Source organism: Ciceribacter sp. L1K23, assembly GCF_018122705.1.
GTDB lineage: Bacteria > Pseudomonadota > Alphaproteobacteria > Rhizobiales > Rhizobiaceae > Allorhizobium.
In genome coordinates this window covers 127,837-151,929 of record NZ_JAGRRC010000001.1, presented here as the reverse complement: position 1 = coordinate 151,929, position 24,093 = coordinate 127,837, and the positions used below count along the sequence as shown (strand labels likewise).

Annotated in this window: 21 protein-coding genes; 3 read left to right on the top strand and 18 right to left on the bottom strand. The window is 58.3% G+C overall.

Going from position 1 to position 24,093, the window contains the following annotated elements; translation table 11 throughout:
* Positions 1–115: 115 nt before the first annotated feature.
* From J5J10_RS00650 to J5J10_RS00640, 3 genes are all read right to left on the bottom strand, one after another.
* Positions 116–499, bottom strand: a complete 384-nt coding sequence (locus tag J5J10_RS00650) for a DUF4345 family protein (protein WP_211928396.1) — start codon at positions 497–499, stop codon at positions 116–118.
* A gap of 98 nt (positions 500–597) precedes the next feature.
* The gene (locus tag J5J10_RS00645; protein WP_211928395.1) at positions 598–2,802 is read right to left on the bottom strand and encodes a primosomal protein N'; all 2,205 of its coding nucleotides are present in this window, start codon (positions 2,800–2,802) and stop codon (positions 598–600) included.
* A gap of 72 nt (positions 2,803–2,874) precedes the next feature.
* Positions 2,875–3,786, bottom strand: coding sequence for a 1-acyl-sn-glycerol-3-phosphate acyltransferase (locus tag J5J10_RS00640; protein WP_211928394.1), 912 nt, complete (start codon positions 3,784–3,786; stop codon positions 2,875–2,877).
* A 141-nt stretch (positions 3,787–3,927) separates the two neighbouring features.
* Between J5J10_RS00640 and J5J10_RS00635 the strand changes: the two genes are divergently transcribed.
* Positions 3,928–4,863, top strand: a complete 936-nt coding sequence (locus J5J10_RS00635) for a tyrosine recombinase XerC (protein ID WP_211928393.1) — start codon at positions 3,928–3,930, stop codon at positions 4,861–4,863.
* 75 nt (positions 4,864–4,938) lie between these two features.
* Positions 4,939–6,021: a TraB/GumN family protein gene (locus J5J10_RS00630; protein WP_211928392.1), complete on the top strand. Its 1,083-nt coding sequence runs from the start codon at positions 4,939–4,941 to the stop codon at positions 6,019–6,021.
* Positions 6,022–6,039: 18 nt separating this feature from the next.
* Here the strand turns inward: J5J10_RS00630 and J5J10_RS00625 are convergent, their stop codons facing one another.
* From J5J10_RS00625 to J5J10_RS00565, 13 genes are all read right to left on the bottom strand, one after another.
* Positions 6,040–6,540: a cytochrome b/b6 domain-containing protein gene (locus tag J5J10_RS00625; RefSeq protein ID WP_211928391.1), complete on the bottom strand. Its 501-nt coding sequence runs from the start codon at positions 6,538–6,540 to the stop codon at positions 6,040–6,042.
* A gap of 109 nt (positions 6,541–6,649) precedes the next feature.
* Positions 6,650–8,056, bottom strand: coding sequence for a dihydrolipoyl dehydrogenase (gene lpdA / locus J5J10_RS00620; RefSeq protein ID WP_211928390.1), 1,407 nt, complete (start codon positions 8,054–8,056; stop codon positions 6,650–6,652).
* A gap of 38 nt (positions 8,057–8,094) precedes the next feature.
* The gene (locus J5J10_RS00615) at positions 8,095–8,589 is read right to left on the bottom strand and encodes a hypothetical protein (RefSeq protein WP_208554382.1); all 495 of its coding nucleotides are present in this window, start codon (positions 8,587–8,589) and stop codon (positions 8,095–8,097) included.
* An 8-nt stretch (positions 8,590–8,597) separates the two neighbouring features.
* A complete protein-coding gene (locus J5J10_RS00610; RefSeq protein WP_208554383.1) occupies positions 8,598–9,011 on the bottom strand; it encodes an MAPEG family protein in 414 nt (137 codons plus the stop codon).
* A 13-nt stretch (positions 9,012–9,024) separates the two neighbouring features.
* Entirely contained in the window at positions 9,025–10,245 is a 1,221-nt protein-coding gene (gene odhB, locus J5J10_RS00605; protein ID WP_211928389.1) for a 2-oxoglutarate dehydrogenase complex dihydrolipoyllysine-residue succinyltransferase, read from the bottom strand.
* Between the two features lie 55 nt (positions 10,246–10,300).
* A complete protein-coding gene (locus J5J10_RS00600; protein ID WP_211928388.1) occupies positions 10,301–13,285 on the bottom strand; it encodes a 2-oxoglutarate dehydrogenase E1 component in 2,985 nt (994 codons plus the stop codon).
* Positions 13,286–13,443: 158 nt separating this feature from the next.
* Positions 13,444–14,346 (bottom strand): succinate--CoA ligase subunit alpha, encoded by a 903-nt coding sequence (gene sucD / locus J5J10_RS00595; protein ID WP_113461512.1) that lies wholly within the window; start codon positions 14,344–14,346, stop codon positions 13,444–13,446.
* Positions 14,347–14,364: 18 nt separating this feature from the next.
* Entirely contained in the window at positions 14,365–15,558 is a 1,194-nt protein-coding gene (sucC, locus tag J5J10_RS00590; RefSeq protein WP_211928387.1) for an ADP-forming succinate--CoA ligase subunit beta, read from the bottom strand.
* 30 nt (positions 15,559–15,588) lie between these two features.
* On the bottom strand, positions 15,589–16,551 hold the full coding sequence (mdh, locus tag J5J10_RS00585) for a malate dehydrogenase (protein WP_211928386.1): 963 nt from the start codon (positions 16,549–16,551) through the stop codon (positions 15,589–15,591).
* A 171-nt stretch (positions 16,552–16,722) separates the two neighbouring features.
* Positions 16,723–17,880, bottom strand: a complete 1,158-nt coding sequence (gene zapE, locus J5J10_RS00580; RefSeq protein WP_211928385.1) for a cell division protein ZapE — start codon at positions 17,878–17,880, stop codon at positions 16,723–16,725.
* Between the two features lie 38 nt (positions 17,881–17,918).
* On the bottom strand, positions 17,919–18,440 hold the full coding sequence (locus J5J10_RS00575) for a protease inhibitor Inh/omp19 family protein (protein ID WP_211928384.1): 522 nt from the start codon (positions 18,438–18,440) through the stop codon (positions 17,919–17,921).
* 177 nt (positions 18,441–18,617) lie between these two features.
* Positions 18,618–19,397, bottom strand: a complete 780-nt coding sequence (locus J5J10_RS00570) for a succinate dehydrogenase iron-sulfur subunit (protein WP_211928383.1) — start codon at positions 19,395–19,397, stop codon at positions 18,618–18,620.
* Positions 19,398–19,480: 83 nt separating this feature from the next.
* The gene (locus J5J10_RS00565; RefSeq protein WP_211928382.1) at positions 19,481–20,650 is read right to left on the bottom strand and encodes a polysaccharide pyruvyl transferase family protein; all 1,170 of its coding nucleotides are present in this window, start codon (positions 20,648–20,650) and stop codon (positions 19,481–19,483) included.
* Positions 20,651–20,703: 53 nt separating this feature from the next.
* Here J5J10_RS00565 and J5J10_RS00560 point away from each other — a divergent pair, with 53 nt between their 5' ends.
* Entirely contained in the window at positions 20,704–21,789 is a 1,086-nt protein-coding gene (locus tag J5J10_RS00560) for an ELM1/GtrOC1 family putative glycosyltransferase (protein ID WP_211928381.1), read from the top strand.
* 66 nt (positions 21,790–21,855) lie between these two features.
* Here J5J10_RS00560 and sdhA read toward each other — a convergent pair whose 3' ends face one another.
* Both sdhA and sdhD read right to left on the bottom strand, forming a co-directional pair.
* The gene (gene sdhA / locus J5J10_RS00555; RefSeq protein WP_211928380.1) at positions 21,856–23,697 is read right to left on the bottom strand and encodes a succinate dehydrogenase flavoprotein subunit; all 1,842 of its coding nucleotides are present in this window, start codon (positions 23,695–23,697) and stop codon (positions 21,856–21,858) included.
* Between the two features lie 6 nt (positions 23,698–23,703).
* Positions 23,704–24,084, bottom strand: a complete 381-nt coding sequence (gene sdhD, locus J5J10_RS00550) for a succinate dehydrogenase, hydrophobic membrane anchor protein (protein ID WP_208554395.1) — start codon at positions 24,082–24,084, stop codon at positions 23,704–23,706.
* Between the last annotated feature and the right edge of the window lie 9 nt (positions 24,085–24,093).

The following is a 24,093-nucleotide window of genomic DNA, read 5'->3' as shown; positions in this document are numbered from 1 at the left end:
ACTCGCAACACGCGTAACACCGGAATAAGCCTTTAGGAGAAGGCTTATGACGCAAAATGCGGCGGTGCGACATCTGATCGCGTCAGCACTGCTGAAAAGGGTCGGCGAGGCTCAGTCAAAACAGCTGGAAAACATAACTCAACGGCAGGAAAGCCAAGGCGATTTGCACAACCAGAAGAAGGTAGTTTCGCATCTCGTTTGCTCCGTCCGACATCAGCGACAGAATGCGCGCAAAAGCGGAAAATGCAAAGGCAGCTCCCAGCGTTAGATAGATCCAGTCCTGCGCCAGCAGGATAGCGGACAGACCGCAGCCGACGTAAAAGCCACCGGTCGATCGGACTTCGCTGAATCCCTGATTTCGCGGTTCGCGCGGCTGCAGGCCGAGGAACGACATCGCCAAGCCAGGTGCGAGCATGATGAGTAGGCCAAAGACGACAGTCCCGGCCGCGCCAATAAAAGCAAGCCGTTCCCCCAGTTCCGTTGGAAAATAGAATTCCACTTCAATCCCCGACAATTTAAATGTTCTGGCGAGCAGGCAGCCATGGACTCGCACGCAACTTCGCATCGCCATTAGGGACTTGCGCTCCGTCCTGTCAACTAAAGGAAGCTCTGGGGGTCTATGTCCAGTTGAACGTGGATGGATCGCCTTTCTTTCGGCCCTCGTTCCAGCATCGCGCGAAGAAATGACTGGATGTCACTGTTGCGGCGCCCGTGGACAAGCAATCTGAAACGGTACCGCCCTCTGATAAGTGCAAGGGGTGCTTCGGCCGGCCCGAGAACGGAAATGCCGGCCTCGACAGGAGCCGCCTGGCGCAACTGTCGGGCATGCGTTTCAGCATCGGCACGATTGTCCGCCGACACAATGATAGACGCCAGCCGGCCGAACGGCGGCAACGCGGCGCGCTCGCGTTCCTGAACCTCCCGGTCATAAAAAGCTTCGGCGTCTCCCTCGACCAGGGCCTGCATCACGGGATGCTGCGGCTGGTAGGTTTGCAGAAGACCATGGCTTTTCCGCCCTGTGCGTCCGGCCCGCCCGGTCACCTGGGAGAGAAGCTGGTATGTCCTTTCCGCCGCACGGGGATCACCATTGGCAAGACCGATATCGGCATCGACGATCCCCACAAGCGTCATGAGCGGAAAATTGTGGCCTTTCGCAACCAGCTGGGTTCCGATGACGATATCGGCCTCGCCTTTCGCTACCGCTTCGAACTCCAGTCGCATCCGTTTCACACCGCCGATATCGGAGGAGAGCACAAGGGTGCGTGCATCGGGGAAATGTTTCTCGACCTCCTCGGCGATGCGCTCGACCCCAGGGCCACAGGCTACGAGGTGGTCGAGTGTGCCGCATTCAGGGCACGCGTTCGGCGTCGGTTCCGCATACCCGCACTGATGACACTGAATCTGACCGCGAAACCTGTGTTCCACCAGCCAGCTGGAGCACTGAGGACATTGGAACCGGTGACCGCAAACCCGACAGAGCGTGAGCGGTGCATAACCTCGACGATTGAGAAAGAGGAGCGATTGTTCCTTCTTCTCCAACGTCCGGCCGACGGCGCGTAGCAGGATCGGCGAGAGAAAGCCGCCGCGTTCCGGCGGATGACGCCGCATGTCTATGAGGTGGAGATCTGGCAGTGCCGCCCCAGCGTAACGGGTCGGCAGGTGAATACGGGTATAACGTCCCTGCAGGCAATTGACCTGGCTCTCGACAGATGGCGTCGCCGAAACGAGCAGGATCGGAAAACCGCCGATCCGGGCACGAACGACCGCCATGTCGCGCGCATTATAGAAGACACGGTCTTCCTGTTTGAATGCGGGATCATGCTCCTCGTCGACGACGATAAGCCCTAGATCATGAAAGGGAAGAAACAGCGCGGAGCGGGCTCCGGCTACCACTCGGACATCGCCTGTCGCGGTCTGGCGCCAGACCTTTTCGCGCGTTCGCGCCGCAAGCTCCGAATGCCACTCCGCGGGCTTTGAGCCGAACCTGTCCTGGAACCGTTCCAGGAAATCCGCCGTAAGCGCGATCTCAGGCAGAAGAATCAGGACCTGCTTCCCACGCCTCAATGTCTCGGCGATAGCCTCGAAATAGACCTCGGTCTTGCCGGATCCCGTTACCCCATCAATCAGAGTGACAGAAAAGCCATCGGCTATGGCGTCCTCGAGTATGGTATCCGCGGCGTCCTTCTGCTCTCCATCGAGACGCGATGCCGCGTAGTCCGGATCGGGTTCAGCGACAATCGGCGGAGGCGGCAGAAAGACCGTCTCGAAAACCCCCTGTCCCACGAGCCCATCGATAACGCTCAGAGAAACACCGGCCGCATGCGCGAGCCCGCTCCGCGTCCAACTCAGGCCATCGCCCGCCAGTTCCAGTACCTTTTTACGCGCCGGTGTTATCTTCTCCGGCTCGACGCCGGAGAAGCGCAGCCCCTCAAGCATTGGCTCGGGATCGAACGCGTTGGGGACGCGCAATGCCATGCGCGCAACAAGACCGGGGGGCGAGAGGGTGTAAGCCGAAACCCAATCGAGAAACGCACGCATTTTCTCATCAAGCGGCGGGCAATGGAACAAACGCTCGATCGGTTTCAGTTTCTTTTCATCGACGGGTTTCCCGCCATGGTCGTCCCAGACGACGCCAATGACCTGCCGAGCGCCCAACGGCACCTGCACGATAGTCCCGGGGCGAACCGTTGCACCGTCCGGGACACGATAGCTGTAAGGCACCGGCGCAGGCATGGGTACAAGCACCGGCACGGACAGCGGTGTTTTATCGGCGGGGAATAGCTCGGGAGAATCGTCCTTCATCAGGCGAGCAACTTGCCTTCACCCTTCGAGAAAGGAAATGAAAATCGTCACCTCGAAGCATGGTGGCGAAAGTCAGCTTCCGTTGAGGGGCCGGAAAACGCTATCACCATCGTGCGCCAAGGCATGAACCGTATGGCTCTCCAGCGCCTTAGTAACGTCGGCAAGGTCGCCTTCCAGCGCCGTCGGTTCGATCATCTGGCCGACTGTGAACTCGAAAAGGTCACCCTTCTTGTTTAGCAGTTCGTAGAAAACCGTCATATCCCGCAATTCGGTCGACCACTTCGCGAACCAGTAGAAGAGCCCGGAATTGCGAGCCTTCATATGGACGGGCAGAATCGGCAATCCATACTTGCGAGCCATACCGACGGCGGATGTTTTCCAAGGTCTTTCGTTGAGCCTGCCATCGGCCCAATACGCAATACGGCCCGAGGGGAAAAGGATTGTGGCCTTCTGCTCCTCGATCGCGCGGTTGGTGACTTGCAAGGTCTCACGCGCTTTCAGCTTGCTCTTCAGTTCCTCTCGCCACTCGACAGGAATGACGATTTCGACGAGCCTCGGATTGACGCGGATGGCATCCCGGTTGGCAAAGAACATCATGTCGGGCCGACGCTCCTTGAGCAGGTCGAAGACCGCCACTCCGTCGGCAATGCCGGTCGGGTGGTTGCTGACCATGATGAAGCCGCCCGAAGCCGGAATGCGGTTTACATTGCGAACCTGGATGTCGAGCCGCAAAACATCGCTCAAGTACTCGAATACCTGAAATCCCGACTTGTTGGAGACAGCGTCCGCGAACTCGATCGCCTTGCCGTAGCGCAGCAGACTGTAAAGGAAGGGACGCATCACCGGCCATAGCGGATGCCGGACGATCTTCTGGCCACGCTCGGCGATCAGCTCATCGACGATATGGCCTGGCTGCCCTTGAGAGACGAGGGAAATTGTTTCGGCAAACTGCCCGAACATTGTCGTCGTGTCGCGACGAGCCATGGAAAACCCCGATGGTGTGTGTTCAGACTCTATCTCAAGTCAATATGATCCGACGATGACGACGCCGGCGGATATTAGCATTTATCTAACGGTCGTGGCGCACAGTGGCCCAGCCCTAAGTCGATGTAAAGAGAGGAAGACTTGGACGAATTGGTGACCATTGCGAGTGACGATCTGCGCCTTGAGAGGCAGCAGTGGCTTCAGAGCCTTGCGGGCGAGAGGCGACTGGCGCGATTGACGCTAGATGCGTACGAGCGCGACACCCGGCAGTTTCTTCAGTTTCTGGGGCTGCATCTGGGAGGCCCTCCGGCGCTGGAGGATATTCGTCAACTGCGCCCCGCGGATCTGCGAGCATTTCTGGCGTCGCGCCGGAAAGGTGGTGCTGGTGCCCGTTCTCTGGCGCGTCACATGGCGGGTATACGATCACTGCTGCGGCACCTGGAAAAGAAGGGTCTTGTCAACGCGGCCGGGGCAAGTGCGATCCGGTCGCCGCGACAGCCAAAATCACTCCCCAAGCCTCTAACCGACGCGCAAGCCATCGCCGTCGTGGACAGTCATGTGCAACCTCACGAGGAGCCCTGGATCGCGGCCCGCGACGCTGCCGTTCTGACGCTTCTCTATGCTTGCGGACTGCGCATATCCGAGGCACTCGGCCTGAGACCCTCGGATATTCCTGACGGAACAAGCACTCTTAGAATCGTGGGAAAAGGCGGCAAGACGCGCGTCGTGCCGGTGCTTCCCATCGTCAACACCGCTATCGCCGAGTATCGGAGACTGTGTCCTTATCACTTGCCGGATGACACGCATCTATTTCGCGGCGCTAAGGGCGGTCCACTGCATGCGGCGATCGTCCAGAAGGGGATGCAGGTCCTTCGCGGCGCTCTTGGCCTGCCGGACAACGCCACGCCTCATGCTTTGCGTCACTCTTTCGCCACGCATCTCTTGGCGGGCGGCGGCGACCTTCGAACGATCCAGGAATTGCTCGGACACGCAAGCCTCTCGACAACCCAGGTCTACACGGGCGTCGATTCGAACAGGCTGCTCGAGGTCTATCGCCTCGCGCATCCGCGTGCATAGAGGAGTTAACCAATCCCGTTAAGACAACATGAGCGCCGTGGGGTGTAGTTTGCTACATCACAAAGGGATTACGGCATGATCGTCAGCACAATCGAGCAAGCGTTGAACCAAGGGACGCGTAGGGTAGCCGACGTCATTTTATGGTTCATGGCTGCGCTCCACGTCGCAATGGTCGCTAGCCTGCTGGTCGTCCTCACCTTCGCCGGTTCTGCGCGCGCCGACGACCAGACCTGTCGCGGCAGGAATCTTCTTCGGCAGCTGGAAACTGAAAACAAGGCGGCCTTTGACTCCCTGGTTGATGAAGCTGCGGAAGTCCCGAACGGGAAAGGTCTTTTCTGGCAAGTAGAGAAGCCCGGCACGCCGCCTTCCTGGCTCTTCGGGACAATGCATGTAACAGATCCACGAGTTCTCGCCATGCCCAACGCCGCGCGTGATGCCCTTATGAAGGCTTCAACAGTGGCGATAGAGTCAGACGAGATTCTCGACGAGAAAAAGGCCATGGCGGCCATGCTTATGAAGCCCGAACTGTCGATGTTCACCGACGGATCGACAATCGTCGATCATCTCGACGACACCGATGCGAAGATACTTGAGGAAGGTTTGCGAGACCGGGGCCTGTCTCTTGCGGCAGTCTCGCGGATGAAGCCTTGGATTCTGGCGGGCTTCGTTGCCCTTCCCGCTTGCGAACTCGCCCGCAAGGCGTCGGGTGCCTCGTTCCTGGACAAGAAGATCGCCGAGGATGCGGTCGCGGCAGGAAAGACGGTCAAGGGATTGGAAACCCTTGAGGAACAACTGGCGGCCATGGGCGAACTTCCACTTTCCTTCCATATCGAAGCATTGCTGGAGACACTCGCGCTCGGCGACCGTATGCAGGATGTCATGTCGACAATGACGGATCTATACGTCAGCGGAGACATCGGCATGACCATGCCGATGTTAAAAGCGGTGACGGATTCGCACTCCGGTTCCGACGGTTCCTACGCTGCGTTTGAACAGCGCATCGTGACCGACCGCAACCATGTTATGGCGAACCGGAGCATGCCGATCCTGAAGGAAGGAAATGCGTTCATCGCAGTCGGAGCACTGCATCTGCCTGGCGAAGAAGGCCTGGTCGAACTCCTACGAAAGCAGGGATTCACCGTCAGTCTGGTAAACTGAAGCGAGCTTCTCTGTGCTTTAGCCCTTGGTCATCCTCTGGGCAACCGGCGTTTTCCAAACGAACTGATGAACGAGCACCGCGCCGATGTGAGCGATGATCAGCAACCACATCAGTAGCTTAATTGGACCGCCATGCAGCCCTCCCGCTGTTTCAATCCCACCATAGTAAGCCAGCGCACCGCTGATCGGCATGACGAAGAAAAGCGCATAGAAGGTGCCGTGAGCGACCTTGGCGGCAAGTTTGCCGAGGGGCGGCTCCTCGGCAGGCGCATCGGGAGCACCGTGCGTGAACCGCAGGAGAAGACGCACCACCGCGAGGCACAGCACCGCGATGCCGACATAGGCGTGAATATTCGCCGATGCCATCACGTCTGGCGATGGGGACTGTCCCTCCTCAAGCATCTCCATCAACTCCTCCATCGCGTCGGCGAACAGAAGATTGAAGATGATGAGGGCAGCCATCAACCAGTGGATCAAACGCTGGGGAACGGAATAAGACGTTACGAGAGAGGACGCCATTTTCTTGCCTTTTATCAGCTATCTGGGGCAACTACGTCCACATAATAAAAGCCGCAGCTTATGAAGCAAGCTGCGGCTTTTATTCTAGAAGAAATAGACTTCAGAAGGTTTACATATGAATCGGCTTAAAGAAGGTCGCAAGAGCGGCCTCCTTCACAGCCTCAGACATCGTCGGATGTGCGTGGCACGTACGCCCAAGGTCCTCGGACGAGCCGCCGAATTCCATCAGCACGGCGATCTCGTGAATCATCTCGCCAGCGCCAAGACCGACAATGTGCCCACCAAGAACCCGATCGGTATCCTTGTCCGCAAGAATCTTGACGAAGCCATCGGTTGCGAGCATGGCGCGAGCGCGGCCGTTGGCGGTGAACGGGAACTTTCCGACCTTGTAGGAGATGCCCGCAGCCTTGAGTTCTTCCTCGGTTTTGCCGACGGAGGCGACTTCAGGCTGCGTGTAGACGACACCCGGAATGACGTCGTAGTTTACATGACCGTGCTGGCCGGCGAGGATTTCAGCGAGCGCAACGCCTTCGTCCTCGGCCTTATGCGCGAGCATGGGGCCTTTCACGACATCACCGATCGCGTAAATACCAGCGACGTTGGTCTTGAAGTGACCGTCGATTTCGACACGGCCGCGGTTGTCGAGCGCAACGCCAACAGCCTCGAGGCCCAGACCCTCGGTATAGGGCTTGCGACCCGTGGCAATCAGAACCACATCGGCGTCGAGCACCGTCGCATCTCCACCCTTTACAGGCTCGAACGTTACTTTCGCTCCGGACCCGGCCTTCGCAACCGCCGTGACCTTGGCACCCAGATGGAATTCCATCCCCTGCTTTGCAAGCATGCGCTGGAACTGCTTCGACACCTCCCCGTCCATGCCGCCCAGGATGTTGTCCAGGTATTCAACGACCGTCACCTTCGCGCCCAGTCGCTGCCAGACGGAACCAAGCTCAAGGCCTATCACGCCACCGCCTACGACGACCATCTTGCCGGGAACCTTGTCGAGGGAAATTCCGCCGGTAGAGGAAACGATAATCTTTTCGTCGATGTCTACCTTGACGCCCGGGATACCGGCCACATCCGAACCGGTGGCGATGACGATGTTCTTCGCTTCCAGTTCCTGAACCTTGCCATCGTCGCCGGTTATGGACACCTTGCCGGCGGCAGCGATTTTGCCCTTGCCGATAAACCCGTCGATCTTGTTCTTCTTGAACAGGAAGGCAACACCTTCGACGTTCGATTTGATCGTCGCCTCCTTGTGCGCCATCATCTTTTCGAGGTTCAGTTTCGGCGCCGCGACTTCGACGCCCAGCGCTTCCATCCCATGCGCAGCCTGATGGAACATCTCCGATGCATGAAGCAGGGCCTTTGACGGAATGCACCCGACATTGAGGCAGGTTCCGCCGTAGGTAGCCCGCTTCTCCACGACAGCGACTTTCAAGCCAAGCTGAGCGGCCTTGACCGCACAGACATAACCGCCGGGGCCGGAGCCAATTACCACTACGTCATAAGCCATGGTTCGTTCCTTTACGTGTTCTTGCATCCGCCGCGAGGCTACGATGCACAGCGTTTGAATTCGAAGACATCCCAAGGGGCAGTGTCGCGACCGGCCTCTACACGGGAGGCCATCACAGCCGGTCCGAAACCTGGCAGCAGGATCGCATCAGGCGCGTCAGCGCCCTCCGGCGGAATGAGATCGACGCGGCCAGTCGCTTGGTCGATTCCGTAGGGAATACCCTTCCAGACAGTACAAGCGTCAAGGTCCGCTCCGGTGACATCTCCTTCGGGACAGTTGTTCATCAACATACCGACCTGACGCTCTATCTCGGGATCGAACATCACATGCCCCTCAAGCTTCGCGTCACCAACGGTGCTGTTGAAGCCGTGCGTGACGGGGGTATTCTCACCGCTTGCCGCGAAGAACGTCAGCTCGATGCCGGTCTCCGCTTCGCCATAGATCGCCCTTTCAATCTTGCAATCGGCCGACTGGGCGGCAACAGGAAAGGCGAGAGCGCAGATAACAACCGACACAGCCGACGAACCCGCCATCACCCACCTCAGGATACGAGTTCCAGGAACATCAATCCCAACCCCGCCATTGAAGCGAGCCAGACGATCGAGCGGATATAGGGTACGCCCGCTAGATAAAGCGGATAATACCCAAGGCGGGCCACAAACCAGACCACAGCGCCAGTCAATCCCAGACCGTCGACCTGATCAGTGAACAGCAGTCCGGCCGCGAGGGCCACGAAAGCCGGATACGTTTCCTGAAAGTTCGCCGACGCCCGAGAGGCTCGCCCCGCGAGCTTTCCGGAGGGCTGTCTCTCGTCATCGCGGGGGCCGGCGTTCCATGCCGTTCCAAGCTCCTTGGTCGCCAGAACGCCCTGGAGCAGAATGTGCGCCAACAGAAGGACGACGCTCCACGCGAGCAGCAGAACGAGAGGTGAATCGGCAACGGAAGCCGGCTCCATCGGGGTGTCTCCCTCAGAGATCCAGAACCAGACGCTCCGGATCCTCAAGGCTTTCCTTCACGCGCACCAGGAATGTCACCGCTTCCTTGCCGTCGACGATACGGTGATCGTAGGAGAGCGCGAGATACATCATCGGACGGATGACGATCTGGCCGCCGACGACGACCGGACGCTCCTGGATCTTGTGCATGCCGAGGATACCCGACTGCGGTGCGTTCAGAATCGGCGAAGACATCAGCGAACCGTAAACACCACCGTTGGAGATGGTGAAGGTGCCACCCTGCATGTCGGCCATGGAGAGCTGACCGTCACGGGCAGCCTTGCCAAGGCGACCGATTTCCTTCTCGATCTCGGCGATCGACATCTGGTCGGCATCGCGGACGACCGGTACGACGAGTCCCTTGTCCGTGCCGACAGCAACGCCGACATGGCAGTAGTTCTTATAGATGATGTCGGTGCCGTCGATTTCGGCGTTGACGGCCGGCAGTTCCTTCAGCGCATGCGTGACGGCCTTGGTGAAGAAGCCCATGAAGCCGAGCTTCACGCCATGCTTCTTCTCGAAGATGTCCTTGTAGCGATTGCGCAGTTCCATGACGGCCTTCATGTCCACCTCGTTGTAGGTGGTGAGCATGGCAGCCGTGTTCTGGGCGTCCTTGAGGCGCTTGGCGATCGTCTGGCGCAGGCGGGTCATCTTCACGCGCTCTTCGCGCGAGGCGTCGTCGGCCGAAGAGGCAGGGCGCGGTGCGGAAGCGACCGGTGCCGGCGCGGACGATCCCTTTGCGATCGCCGCGAGGACGTCGCCCTTAAGAACCTGGCCACGCTTTCCGGAGCCATCGATGTCCGCGGTCGAAATATTATTGTCTGCAGCGACCTTGGCCGCGGCTGGAGCAGCCGGCATAGCGGACGCGACGGGCGCGGGGGCCGCCGCGGCCGGTGCAGCAGCCGGAGCCGGAGCCGCTGGAGTGGCGGCAGACGGAGCGGCAGCCGAAGCGCCGGCCCCTTCGGCGATCTGGCCGAGAAGCGCGCCAAGACCGACGGTCTCGCCATTCTGTGCAACAATCTCGGTAAGGACGCCCGAAGCAGGTGCGGGCACCTCGACGGTTACCTTGTCGGTTTCGAGCTCGACAATGGGTTCATCTGCCTTGATGGTATCGCCAACCTTCTTGAACCAGGTACCGACGGTCGCTTCGCTTACGGATTCGCCCAGGGTTGGGACGCGGATTTCAGTGGCCATTTGTCAATTCCATTGATCAGGTCAGTTGTCGATAATGATCGTGTCAGGAGGCTCCTCAGCCTCCCAGCGCGTCCTCGAGGAAAGCTTCCAGCTGGGCGATATGCTTGGACATGAGGCCCGTTGCCGGAGATGCGGCAGCCGGGCGGCCGGTATAACGGACCCGCTGATACTTCGCGTCGATGTGTGCAAGCACCCATTCCAGGTACGGATCGATAAATGACCAGGCGCCCATGTTCTTCGGCTCCTCCTGGCACCAGACCATTTCCGCATTGCGGAAACGGCTGAGCTCGTTGATCAACGCCTTGGCCGGGAACGGATAGAGCTGTTCGATGCGAAGCAGGTAGACGTCATCGATACCGCGCTTTTCGCGCTCTTCGAGAAGATCGTAGTACACCTTGCCGGAGCACATGACCACGCGCCGAATCTTCGAATCCTTCTGCAGCTTGATCGGGCCATCCTTGATGACCTCGGCGTCATCCCACAGCAGACGGTGGAAGGAGCTTTCGCCGGCAAGCTCCGAGAGGCTTGACGTCGCACGCTTATGACGCAGAAGCGACTTCGGCGTCATCAAGATGAGCGGCTTGCGGAAGTCGCGCTTCATCTGGCGGCGCAGGATGTGGAAGTAGTTGGACGGCGTGGTGCAATACGCCACCTGCATATTGTCTTCAGCGCACATCTGGAGCCAGCGCTCAAGGCGTGCCGACGAGTGTTCGGGGCCCTGACCTTCGTAGCCATGCGGAAGCAGGCAGACGAGACCCGACATGCGGAGCCACTTGCGTTCACCGGATGAAATAAACTGGTCGAAGACCACCTGCGCACCGTTCGCGAAGTCGCCAAACTGGGCTTCCCAAAGTGTCAGTGCATTAGGACGCGCGAGCGAATAGCCGTATTCGAAGCCGAGCACGGCCTCTTCCGAAAGCATCGAGTTGATGACTTCGTAACGGGCCTGATTCGGCGCGAGATTGGCGAGCGGGATGTAGCGCTCTTCGGTTTCCTGATCGTAGAGAACGGAATGACGTTGGGAGAACGTACCACGTTCGCAATCCTGACCGGAGAGGCGGATTTTGTGACCGTCTACGGCAAGCGATCCGAAAGCGAGTGCTTCGGCCATCGCCCAGTCCAGACCTTCACCGGTCTCGATCATTTGGGCACGGTTTTCCATGAAACGTTGAATGGTACGGTGCGCCTTGAAACCATCGGGAATGGTCGCGAGCTTGCGGCCGATCTCCTTCAACTGCTTCATGGGAACAGCGGTCTTGCCGCGGCGCTGCTCGTCGGCGTTGTCAGCGGTGCGCAGGCCCGACCAAACGCCGTCCAGCCAGTCGGCCTTGTTCGGCTTGTAGCTCTGTCCCGCCTCGAACTCCTGTTCGAGATGCGCGCGCCAATCAGCTTTCATCTTCTCGAATTCGCCGTCGGTGATCAGACCTTCGGCAATCAGTCGTTCGGCGTAGAGCTGGACGACTGTCTTGTGTTGGCGAATAGCCTTGTACATCTTCGGCTGAGTGAACGCGGGCTCATCGCCTTCGTTGTGACCGAAGCGACGGTAGCAGAACATATCCACGACAACCGGCTTGTGGAACTTCATCCGGTATTCGGTGGCAACCTTGGCCGCATAGACGACGGCTTCCGGATCATCACCGTTCACGTGGAAGATCGGAGCCTCGATCATCTTGGCGACATCGGACGGATAGGGCGACGAACGCGAGAACGCTGGATTTGTCGTAAAGCCGATCTGGTTGTTGATGATAAAGTGCATCGTACCGGCGACGCGATGACCGCGCAGTCCGGAGAGACCCAGAATTTCAGCCACGACGCCCTGTCCGGCAAAGGCTGCGTCACCGTGTAGCAGCAGCGGCAGAACCTTTGCGCGCTCCTTGAGCGGTATGATGTCGCCGTCCCAGACCTTTGCAAGCTGGTCCTGCTTGGCACGCGCCTTGCCCATGACGACAGGATTGACGATCTCAAGATGCGAAGGGTTCGCCGTCAGAGAAAGGTGAACCTTGTTTCCGTCGAATTCGCGGTCGGACGAAGCACCAAGATGGTACTTCACGTCCCCCGAGCCCTCCACTTCGTCCGGTTTGAAAGAACCACCCTTGAACTCGTGGAAGACGGCGCGGTGTGGCTTACCCATCACGTTCGTCAGAACGTTAAGACGGCCACGGTGCGCCATACCGAGAACAATTTCTTCCAGCCCGTCCTGACCGCCGCGCTTGATGATCTGCTCGAGCGCGGGGATGAGTGACTCGCCACCATCAAGACCGAAACGCTTGGTGCCCTTGTATTTGACATCGATGAACTGCTCGAAGCCCTCGGCTTCGATGAGCTTCGCAAGGATCGCCTTCTTGCCGTTAGGCGTGAAATCGACACCCTTGTCAGGTCCTTCAATGCGCTCCTGGATCCAATGCTTCTCATCCGGATTGGAGATGTGCATGAACTCGACCCCGATGGTCGAGCAATAGGTACGCTTCAAGATGTCAAGCATCTCCGGGATGGTCGCGTATTCCAGCCCGAGGACGTTATCGATGAAGATTTTTCGCGCGTAGTCAGCCTCGGTGAAGCCATAGGCGGCCGGCGAAAGTTCGTTGTAGTCGTCCACCGGCGCTGCGAGACCAAGAGGATCGAGGTTCGCGTGCAAATGGCCGCGCATACGATAAGCGCGGATCATCATGATTGCCCGGACGGAATCGCGAGTCGCCTGGAGAACCTCGGCTTCCGATACCGGCGCGCCGGCTGCCTCGGCCTTGGCTTTCACCTTCTTTTCGACGACCTTTTCGACTTCCGCCCAATTTCCATCGAGCGCCGAAACCAGTTCTCCCTGCGCAGGGATCGGCCAGTTCTTACGTTGCCAAGAGGGACCACTCGCGGATTTCTTGACGTCGACGGGGCTGTCGGCGAGGGCACGGAAGAAGGTCTGCCATTCCGGGGAAACCGACGAAGGATCCTCCTCGTAGCGCGCATAGAGCTGCTCGATGTAAGCCGCGTTCGATCCGTCGAGGAACGACGTGATCAGGAACTGCTCGTTGGCTTCTTGCCTACCCATGATTTTTCGCGAACCTTCGTTCGCCTCCCGACTTGAGATGAAGGCCGCTCTTCGGCCTGCCGCCTATCCCGCCACTCGCGGGGCATCATATTCAGTGCCAAAATCAGGCAAGGCGATTGTGAACCAACCTCCCTTGCCTGACGCTTTCCTTATATAGGTCAGCCCTTGAGGACTTCGACCAAGGTCTTACCCAGGCGTGCCGGCGAAGGCGAAACCTTGATGCCGGCGGCTTCCATGGCGGCGATCTTCGATTCCGCATCGCCCTTGCCACCGGAAACGACAGCACCGGCATGGCCCATGGTGCGGCCCTTCGGCGCCGTACGGCCCGCGATGAAGCCAGCCATTGGCTTCTTGCGGCCCTTCTTGGCTTCGTCGATGAGGAACTGCGCCGCATCTTCTTCAGCCGAACCGCCGATTTCGCCGATCATGATGATCGAGGTGGTTTCCGGGTCAGCCAGGAACATCTCGAGCACGTCGATGAATTCGGTACCCTTGACCGGGTCGCCACCGATACCGACGGCGGTCGTCTGGCCGAGGCCTTCGTTCGAAGTCTGGAACACCGCTTCATAGGTCAGAGTTCCCGAACGCGAGACGATACCGACCGAACCCTTGCGGAAGATCGAGCCCGGCATGATGCCGATCTTGCATTCTTCCGGCGTCAGGATGCCCGGGCAGTTGGGGCCGAGCAGCCGCGACTTGGACTTGTCGAGCTTGGCCTTGACCCGCACCATGTCCATGACCGGGATACCCTCGGTGATGCAGGTGATGAACGGAATCTCGGCGTCGATCGCCTCGATGATCGCGTCAGCAGCCCCTGCCGGCGGAACGTAGATCACGGATGCGTCCGCACCGGTCTTTTCCTTGGCTTCGGCAACGGTCGCGAAGATCGGCAGGGTTTCACCCTTGGAGCCGGTCCAGTTTTCGCCACCCTTCTTCGGATGGATACCGCCAACCATCTGCGTGCCGTAATAGGCGAGCGCCTGTTCGGTGTGGAAGGTACCGGTCTTGCCGGTCAGGCCCTGCACGAGGACCTTGGTGTTCTTGTTTACAAGAATAGACATCAGTTAGGTCCCTTGAGATTAGCCGTTGATCGCCGCGACGATCTTCTTGGCGGCGTCGTCCAGATCGTCGGCTGCGGTGATCGCCAGACCGGATTCGTTCAGGATTTTCTTGCCAAGTTCGACATTGGTGCCTTCGAGGCGCACGACGAGCGGAACCTTCAGGCCAACTTCCTGCACGGCAGCGACAACGCCTTCGGCGATGACATCGCACTTCATGATGCCGCCGAAGATGTTGACGAGGATGCCCTCGACCTTCGGGTCGGCAGTGATGATCTTGAAGGCAGCCGCGACCTTCTCCTTGCCGGCGCCACCACCGACGTCGCAGAAGTTTGCCGGCTCCTTGCCGTAAAGCTTGATGATGTCCATGGTCGCCATGGCGAGACCGGCACCATTGACCATGCAGCCGATATTGCCGTCGAGGGCAACATAAGCGAGGTCCCACTTCGAGGCTTCGATTTCCTTGGAGTCTTCTTCCGTCTCATCACGCAGGGCCCGCACGTCGTCGTGGCGGAAGAGCGCATTGCCGTCGAAGGACACCTTGGCGTCAAGAACGCGCAGGTGCCCGTCCTTCATGACGATCAGCGGGTTGATCTCGAGCAGGGCCATGTCCTTTTCGGAGAAGGCCTTGTAGAGGATCGGGAAGAGCGACTTTGCATCTTCCGCAGCAGAACCCGAGAGTTCGAGAGCCTTGACGATCTTTGCAACGTCGTCGGGCGTGACGCCCTTTTCCGGATCGATGGCGATCGTATGGATCTTTTCGGGAGTGTCGTGAGCGACGGCTTCGATGTCCATGCCGCCTTCGGTCGAGACGACGAACGCTACTTGGCCAACCGAACGGTCGACCAGGAGCGAGCAGTAGAGTTCGCGCGCGATGTCAGCACCGTCTTCGATGTAGAGGCGGTTGACCTGCTTCCCGGCCTCGCCGGTCTGGGCCGTCACGAGCGTGTTGCCGAGCATGTCCTTGGCGTGCGCCACGACTTCCTCGATCGACTTTGCCAGACGAACGCCGCCCTTGGCGTCAGGGCCGAGTTCCTTGAACTTGCCCTTGCCACGGCCGCCAGCATGGATCTGGCTCTTCACCACGTAAAGTGGACCGGGAAGCTGCTTGGCCGCAGCTTCGGCTTCCTCGACCTTGAGGATTGCTACACCTTTTGCGACCGGCGCACCGAAGTCCTTCAGGAGGGCCTTGGCTTGGTATTCATGAATATTCATCGTCGTGTCCCTATCCTGGGCCTATGGCACTTACTTGAGAGCCGGGGCGATATTGATGCACGCTTCACAGAGGCCGGCGACCGCGCCGACAGACTTCTGGAACGCTTCTTCCTCAGCCTTGTTGAGGTCGATTTCGATGATGCGCTCTACGCCACCGGCGCCGATCACGACCGGAACGCCTACATACATGTCCTTGACGCCATACTGTCCTGAGAGGAAGGCCGCGCAGGGCAGAACGCGCTTCTTGTCCTTTAGGTAAGATTCGGCCATCTCGATCGCAGACGCAGCAGGTGCGTAATAGGCCGAGCCGGTCTTGAGCAGACCAACAATCTCGGCACCGCCGTCACGAGTCCGTTGAATGATTTCCTCAAGCCGCTCCTTGGTGCACCAACCCATCTTCACAAGATCCGTCAGCGGGATGCCGGCGATAGTCGAATAACGGGCGAGCGGAACCATGGTATCGCCGTGTCCGCCGAGGACGAATGCGGTAACGTCCTGGACCGAGACGTTGAACTCCTCCGAGAGGAACAGGCGGAACCGCGCCGAATCGAGAACGCCGGCCATGCCGACGACTTTGTTTGCGGGCAGACCGGAAAACTTTTGCAACGCCCAGACCATCGCGTCGAGTGGATTGGTAATGCAGATTACGAATGCATTCGGGGCATACTTCTTGATGCCCGCTCCGACCTGCTCCATGACCTTGAGGTTGATGCCGAGAAGATCATCACGGCTCATGCCCGGCTTTCGGGCAACACCTGCGGTGACGATGCACACATCCGCACCTTCGATGGCAGCATAGTCACTCGCGCCAGTAAGCTTGGCATTGAAGCCTTCAACTGGCGACGACTGGGCGATATCAAGTCCCTTGCCCTGCGGGATACCGTCGGCGATGTCGAACAGGACGATATCGCCCAGCTCCTTCAGACCGGCCAGATGCGCCAGCGTGCCACCAATCATTCCCGAACCGATAAGTGCGATCTTTTTGCGCGCCATTGAAGTGCTTCCTCTTGGATCAAAACTCAGGCTGACAGGAGATTTGTGCCGACCTTTGTGGCAATTCGCTTACCGCTAAAGCAAGAAAATGGCAACCGATAATTTGAAAAGCTTATTTTTCAATCGGTTAGAATAAAAAATTCTTACGTAAACGTAAATTATTACGCTGGCTTATGCGACTTTGGCGGGATGCTTTGAAAGATAGTCAGCACTTCTCATCTCAAAAAGGCGCGAGATCGTCCGGTCGAATTCGAACCCCTCGACCCCCTTCCTTTGTGGAAGAAGCTGCTCTGGCATAGCCTCCGCAGAAGCGTAAAGACGCACGCCCTTGTCATAGAGTGAGTCGATTAAGATAATAAAACGCTTCGTCTGATTTCTCTTCTCAGGTCCGAGGACCGGAATCCCCTCCAGGAATATCGTGTCGTAGCGATCGGAGATCTGAAGGAAGTCAGGTGCCCCAAGAGGCCTGTCGCAAAGTTCGTCAAACGAAAACCACGCCATGCGTCCCACGACACGACGGACCGGGATCGCCCTGCCCTTGATCGGAATTTGCTCCGACCTCTCAGCCTCGCCCTCAGAGAGGGCAATCCAAGCTTCATTCATCGATGCGCGCGTGCTCTCGTCGAGAGGCGTCATGTAGACGGGCTGCCGATCCAACTTCTCCAAACGGTAATCCGTCGGCGAATCGAGCGAGACGACATCGACGTAGTTCTGCAACAAAGCAATGAAGGGCAGGAAAAGTCCGCGATTAAGGCCGTCGCTATACAGGTTGTCTGGTTTCACGTTAGAGGTGGCCACCAGAGTGCACCCGCGCGCAAACAATTCCGTGAAGAGCCGCCCGAGGATCATCGCATCGGCGATGTCCGTGACCGTGAACTCGTCGAAGCAGAGCAGGGTCGATTCAGAGAGGATAGAGGCAGCGACCGGCGGAACGGGATCAGCTTCACGCGTCTCTCCGTTCTTCAGTTTCTGCCGATGAGCATGAATTCTGCCATGCACGTCAGCCATGAATTCATGAAAATGCGCCCGACGTTTCTTCTCGGTCGGAGCCATCCTGAAGAACATGTCCATGAGCATGGTCTTGCCTCGACCAACGCTACCGTGGATGTAAAGTCCCCTGATCGGGGCGTCTGGCTTGCGGCGCTTAGCAAACATCCAGCCGAGAGCACTGGACTTCGTCGCGGGACGTCTCTCCTTGAGGGCGAGCAGGACCTTGTCCAATCGGCGGGCGACATCCATCTGTGCCGCATCCGCCCGCAACGTTCCATCCTGATTAAGACCGTTCAACTGCTCTCCGACGCTCGTCGCATAGTCGGGAACTGGCTGCATTCGACACTCCGGATCGTCGTTGCTGAAGATACCGCTGGCTATCGGCTCAGGCTGACCGGTTGCCCATCATTCGTTGTACCGTCAAATCGAGCATCCGCTGTCTTGTACAGACGACCGATGACATTGCCGCCTCGGTCCTTAAGAACCACTTGTTTGCTGGCGACCTCCCAAGACCCCATGGAAGTTAGTACGCCAGCACAGCCACGTGTGCCGCCACGTGAACCCGAACCAAGGTTGGTCAACGTCAGGAACATGTCGCATGAAGCGCCGGCATTGGTCACACGCCAGTTCCCAACCATTTGCTCCTTAGTCACGTCCAGTGCCGTAGCCGGCGCGACGTCTGTAGCACCGGGAGTTGCCGACGCCGGTGCAGCCGGGAACTGGCTTGGATCGGCAGGCGCGCCTGGGGGCGGCAATTGCCCCGACTGTACGCTCGGCACTGGTTGCGCCTGGAGTGGGGGAAGTGAATCCGATGGACTGAGACCACTATAAGAGGTGCGCTGGCATCCAGCAAGGACAACCATAATTACCACACCTGTTGCCACATAGCTGAACTTCATCGTTACACTCCCGCTTTTCCGCATCGCCAACCCCTCTCGGACAAACACGGCGAAATTTCGCCATGCTCAGCAAATCGGTAGGGTTCAAGGATAATGGGCCAGCCGTCAGCTTCAAGCCCAAGATCAAGAAATAACGCCGCCCGCCTCTGCAGGTTGCATAAGTTCTTTCGAGGTGGATCAGACGCGCCGCTCGACCATCAGCTTCTTGATCTCAGCAATCGCCTTGGCGGGGTTGAGCCCTTTCGGGCAGGTCTGAGCACAGTTCATGATCGTGTGGCAACGATAGAGGCGGAAAGGATCTTCTAGATTGTCGAGTCTCTCTCCTGTGGCTTCATCGCGGCTATCGATCAGCCAGCGATACGCCTGCAGCAAAACCGCCGGACCCAGATAGCGGTCTCCGTTCCACCAATAGCTCGGACAGGATGTCGAGCAGCAGGCACAGAGGATGCACTCGTAGAGTCCATCCAACTTGAGCCGGTCATCATGGCTTTGCCGCCATTCTTTCGCAGGCGTCGGCGAAACAGTTTTGAGCCAGGGCTCGATCGAGCGGTGCTGGGCGTAGAAGTTGGTGAGATCAGGTACTAGGTCCTTGACCACCGGCATGTGGGGTAGCGGGTATACCTTTACGGTCCCGTTTATGTCGTCCATGCCCTTGGTGCAGGCGAGAGTGTTTGTTCCGTCGATGTTCATCGCGCAGGAACCGCAAATGCCTTCGCGACAGGAACGCCGCAGTGTCAGCGTCGGGTCGATCTTGTTCTTGATGTAGAGGAGCCCGTCGAGGACCATCGGTCCGCAGTCGTCGACGTCAATATAGTAGGTGTCGATCCGCGGATTGGCGCCATCGTCGGGGTTCCAGCGATAGATGCGGTACTCCCGGACATTCTTCGCACCCTCCGGCTTGGGCCATACCTTGCCCTCGGTCATCTGTGAGTTCTTGGGAAGTGCAAGTTCAACCATGTTAGTCTTTCCTCGCGTATGAGTCGAATTCAGATGTCAGCCGGTCGGTCCGGCGGTGAATATCCGCGTGCTTCGCCACCAGTTCATGAGATTTGAACATGAACCTCTCCATTTTCAGCGTCGCGGAGTGGGCTACAAGGCAAGCTTCTCCGCCCTTCTAGGTAGGCAGAGGTAAGACGAAGGGTATCCTGGCGAGCGATTAAAGCGTCAGCGATCTGCGTCTCTCCAAAAGCGCTCAGGCTGACGGCATAGTGCTTAATTCGAGCATCCTTGACAAACGATGCGACCTTGTTTCTGTCCGTGACCGGATAGAGCAGACTTCCCGACAGGACCGACAATATGACACCGTGCAGCCGATTGGTGACCACCAGCTGGGAAGCCTTAACCTCAGAAACAAAGCCCTGCCATGTGGACGGAGCCCAATAGCCGACACCGTGTTCCAGTTGCAGTCGTTCCAGATTTTCTTTGTCCTCTATCTCGCAAGTCGTGATTGCCTCAACCCGGTAGCCGGTTGATTTCAGCGTCGAAGCAGCAGCTGCGATATTCGCATAGTTTCCCGTAACAGCGAGAAGAACACGGTTTGCATCACGTCCTTCCGCAGGCGGGATTTTGGAGACTTCTGATTCCAGCGCAAATACGCTGTCGGCACCGACCTCAGCCGCCACACCAAATTTCGCCAGGAAATCGGCGGACGTAACATCACGGACGACAAGCGGCTCGCTCAGCAAGGAGAAGAACTCCTTGATCTGCTGTGACGAATAAAGCTTCGAAAGTTTCGGCTTTATGGAAAACGGAAAACAATATACGGGAACGCCCAGTCCACGCAGAGCCCTGAGCGAGGCAAACATCAGGGCCCCGAGTCCGCGGCCGTTCCATTGCTCACCACCGGCCACATAGACGGCGCTGTATTGTGAGAAGCTACAGAAATCCTTCTTCCACTTTTCCGCCGATGTGCGAATGACGGCTGCCAGCCCACCGGGAAGCAAGCCCAGTTTCAAAGCCATCATAGTAAGCTTTCCTGGCTTCGAACCGTAAGACGGACCACAGTATTCGTACATCGGCGCGGCGAGACGAAAAGCCTCCATGCGCTTGGTGTCGTCATGTCTCATGGGATGGGAGTAGACGTGAATGGCGGTGCCAGGGTTCTTCTTCCCCAAACCAAGAAGCATGGCGTGGAGAATCGCGAAGTCGCCAAGGTTGCCCTTCATGTTTGCAAAGATAACGGCAATGGGCTGCTTGGATGTTTCGTCCATTTCCGTCATATCCGTTTATTCACCAAAGACGTTCGAACAGCGCAGGTCAGTTGATGCGTATCTGGATTGTTGAAACGGGCCTTCAAGGCGTTACTAACCAATGCATGGGTATCGCGCGGGCTATCGCGACCCGCATTCCCTCCGAGATCGTCATCGTTCGAAAGACGATAAGGAGCAAGCGTATCCGCCCGTTGATCAACTGGGCACTGAACCACGGCTTCATCGGCTCGTCTCGGAACGATCTTCTGTCCCGCATTCTTGAATATCTGCTTTACAGAGGAACAACACTCAGGCTCGAAAAGCCGGATGTCGTCATAACTGCCCTTGCGCGTTCCGAATATACGGCTGCGCTCTTCGGCGGACACCAAGGTGCCTTTACGATCCACATTGGCTGGCCGCTCAATCTCCCGCCATCCCGTTTTGACTTTCTCGCGCTGATCGCCGAAGAGAACGTCGATACAGGCTGCACGCCGCACGTCAAACTGCCCATCTACCCGACACCGGTCTTGCGTCGCGACATCGACAGCATGTCCACTAAGAACCTTGCCGACCAAAAGCGACGATGGGCGGTATTGATCGGTGGAGATGGAGCAGGATACCGATATACCAAGACGGACTGGGACCAAATAGCGAGCGGTCTGACGCAATTGGCAACGCGCCTTGACGCACGCCTTCTCGTCACGACGTCGCGTCGAACGGGCAACGACACTGAAAGGCGATTGTCCTCGGCTTTTCCGGCGTCGGTTGTCGAACAAGCTGTTTGGTATGGCAGCAACCCTGAAGCGGTTATTTCCACCTATCTTGCAAAATGCGAACTTGTCTTTTGCACGGCTGACAGCCGTTCCATGGTCGCTGACGCCATCGCCGCGGGCCGCCCCGTCTACGCGATCGATCATCCCGACGCAGCAAAGGACGCGATCCACCAAAAGTTCCTTGCCATCCATGAACAAACTCAACGCCTTCGCGCCATAGATGTTGGTCGCCTGGGGCAGATTGACGTTGATGCAGACCTTCTTCACCACTTCAAACCCCTGCCAAGCTGCTGGTCGGAAGAGTTTCTCGACGCTCTCTTCAAAACCGACTTCCCTCGACGATTCCTCACAGACAGCATGTCCTATCGCGTCGACCAGCGGCATTGAGACGAGACGGCGCAAATGTTTGGCAGCCAGTCTGCATTTGCTTCCAGACTTTGCGCAGCAACTCCATCAGTACACACGAGCCTTGGGCTCAATCTTCTTCGGATCGATGCCATCAGCGATCAAGTCGGTGTGAACCGGTCGATAATCTAGCTTGACGTCGCCCGCTTCCGAAACCCACGCCAGCGTATGCTTGCGCCAGTTGACGTCGTCGCGGCCACCCAACGGACCGGTCGCGTAATCCTCACGGGCGTGCGAGCCGCGGCTTTCCTTGCGGGCTTCAGCGCCATAGACCGTGGTAATGGCGTTCGCCATAAGGTTATGCAGTTCCAGCGTTTCGACGAGATCCGAGTTCCAGATCATCGAACGGTCGGTCACCTTTACGTCCGGCAGCTCCTTCCAAATCGCCGAAAGGCGCTTGCAACCCGATTCCAGCGACTCTTGCGTGCGGAAGACCGCGGCATCCTCCTGCATGGCCCGCTGCATCTTGTCCCGCAGCACGGCGGTAGGGGTAGAACCGCTGGCGTGCCGCAGACCGTCGAAACGCTCCATGATTTTGTCGCACGCTGTGGTGTTGAGAGCGGGAATCGGCTCCGACTTGTCAATGATCTGACCGGCGCGAATTGCAGCTGCGCGGCCGAACACGACCAAGTCGATGAGCGAGTTGGAGCCCAGTCGGTTTGCACCATGAACGGATGCACAGCCCGCCTCACCGACAGCCATCAGACCGGGAGCAATACGCTCGGGATTGGCGCTGTCGGCGTTCAACACCTCGCCCCAATAGTTCGTCGGGATGCCGCCCATGTTGTAGTGAACCGTCGGCAGGACCGGGATCGGCTCGCTCGTCACGTCGACACCCGCAAAAATTTTGGCCGATTCGGAAATTCCGGGCAGGCGCTCGTGCAAAACGGCCGGATCCAGGTGGTCGAGATGCAGGAAGATGTGGTCCTTGTTCTTGCCGACGCCGCGGCCTTCACGGATTTCCATCGTCATGCAACGCGAAACCACGTCACGCGAGGCGAGGTCTTTCGCGGAGGGCGCATAGCGCTCCATAAAGCGCTCGCCTTCGGAATTGACGAGGTAACCGCCTTCGCCGCGCGCACCCTCGGTAATCAGACAGCCAGCGCCATAGATGCCCGTCGGATGGAACTGGACGAATTCCATGTCTTGAAGCGGAAGGCCGGCGCGCGCGATCATGCCGCCGCCGTCGCCGGTGCAGGTGTGAGCCGAAGTCGCGGAGAAATAGGCGCGGCCATAGCCACCGGTCGCCAGCACCACCATCTTGGCCGCGAAACGATGGATCGTACCATCGTCAAGGTTCCAGGCGACGACGCCTGTGCAGCGACCGTCATCCGACATGATCAGATCGAGTGCGAAATACTCGATGAAGAATTCGGCATTGTTGCGCAGCGATTGGCCATAAAGCGTGTGCAGGATGGCGTGGCCAGTACGGTCGGCAGCGGCGCAGGTACGCTGTACCGGAGGGCCGTCGCCATAGTTCTGCATGTGGCCGCCGAACGGGCGCTGATAGATCTTGCCTTCCTCATTACGGGAGAAAGGAACGCCGTAATGCTCCAACTCATAGACAGCCTTCGGCGCTTCCATGGCCAAATACTGCATGGCGTCAACGTCACCAAGCCAGTCGGAACCCTTGACAGTGTCGTACAGGTGCCACTGCCAGCAATCCGGCGTCATATTGTTGAGCGATGCTGCGATGCCGCCCTGCGCCGCGACGGTATGGGAGCGGGTCGGGAAGACCTTGGTGATGCAAGCCGTCTTGAAGCCCTGTTCGGCCATGCCGAGCGTCGCGCGGAGTCCTGCGCCACCGGCACCCACCACAATAACGTCATAGGAATGATCAACGTAGGTGTACGCCTTGCCGTTGACAGCGGGAGAAGATGAGCTTGCCATGATGAATTATCCTACGAACGCGATCTTCAGGATGGCGAAAAGACAGAGGCCGCCAACCAGAAGCGCGAAGAAAGTGTTCAGCATCAAAAGCAGAACCTTGATGCCTTCAGCGTGGATATAGTCCTCGATGATAACCTGCATACCGAGCTTCATATGAATTAGACCGGAAATCAGCACGAAGGCCATGAGAACGGCCACGATCGGATTAGCGAGAGAAGCGACGACATCCTGGTAGGGTGCGCCGACATGCACGAGCAGGAAGAGGACGAAGAAGATAATGAGCGGGACATTGGCAACCGCTGTCAGTCTCTGTCGCCAGAAATGTTCCGTTCCGTCCTTTGCGGAACCGAGCCCGCGGACTTTTGAAAGGGGAGTACGCATTTCCATGAAGAACGG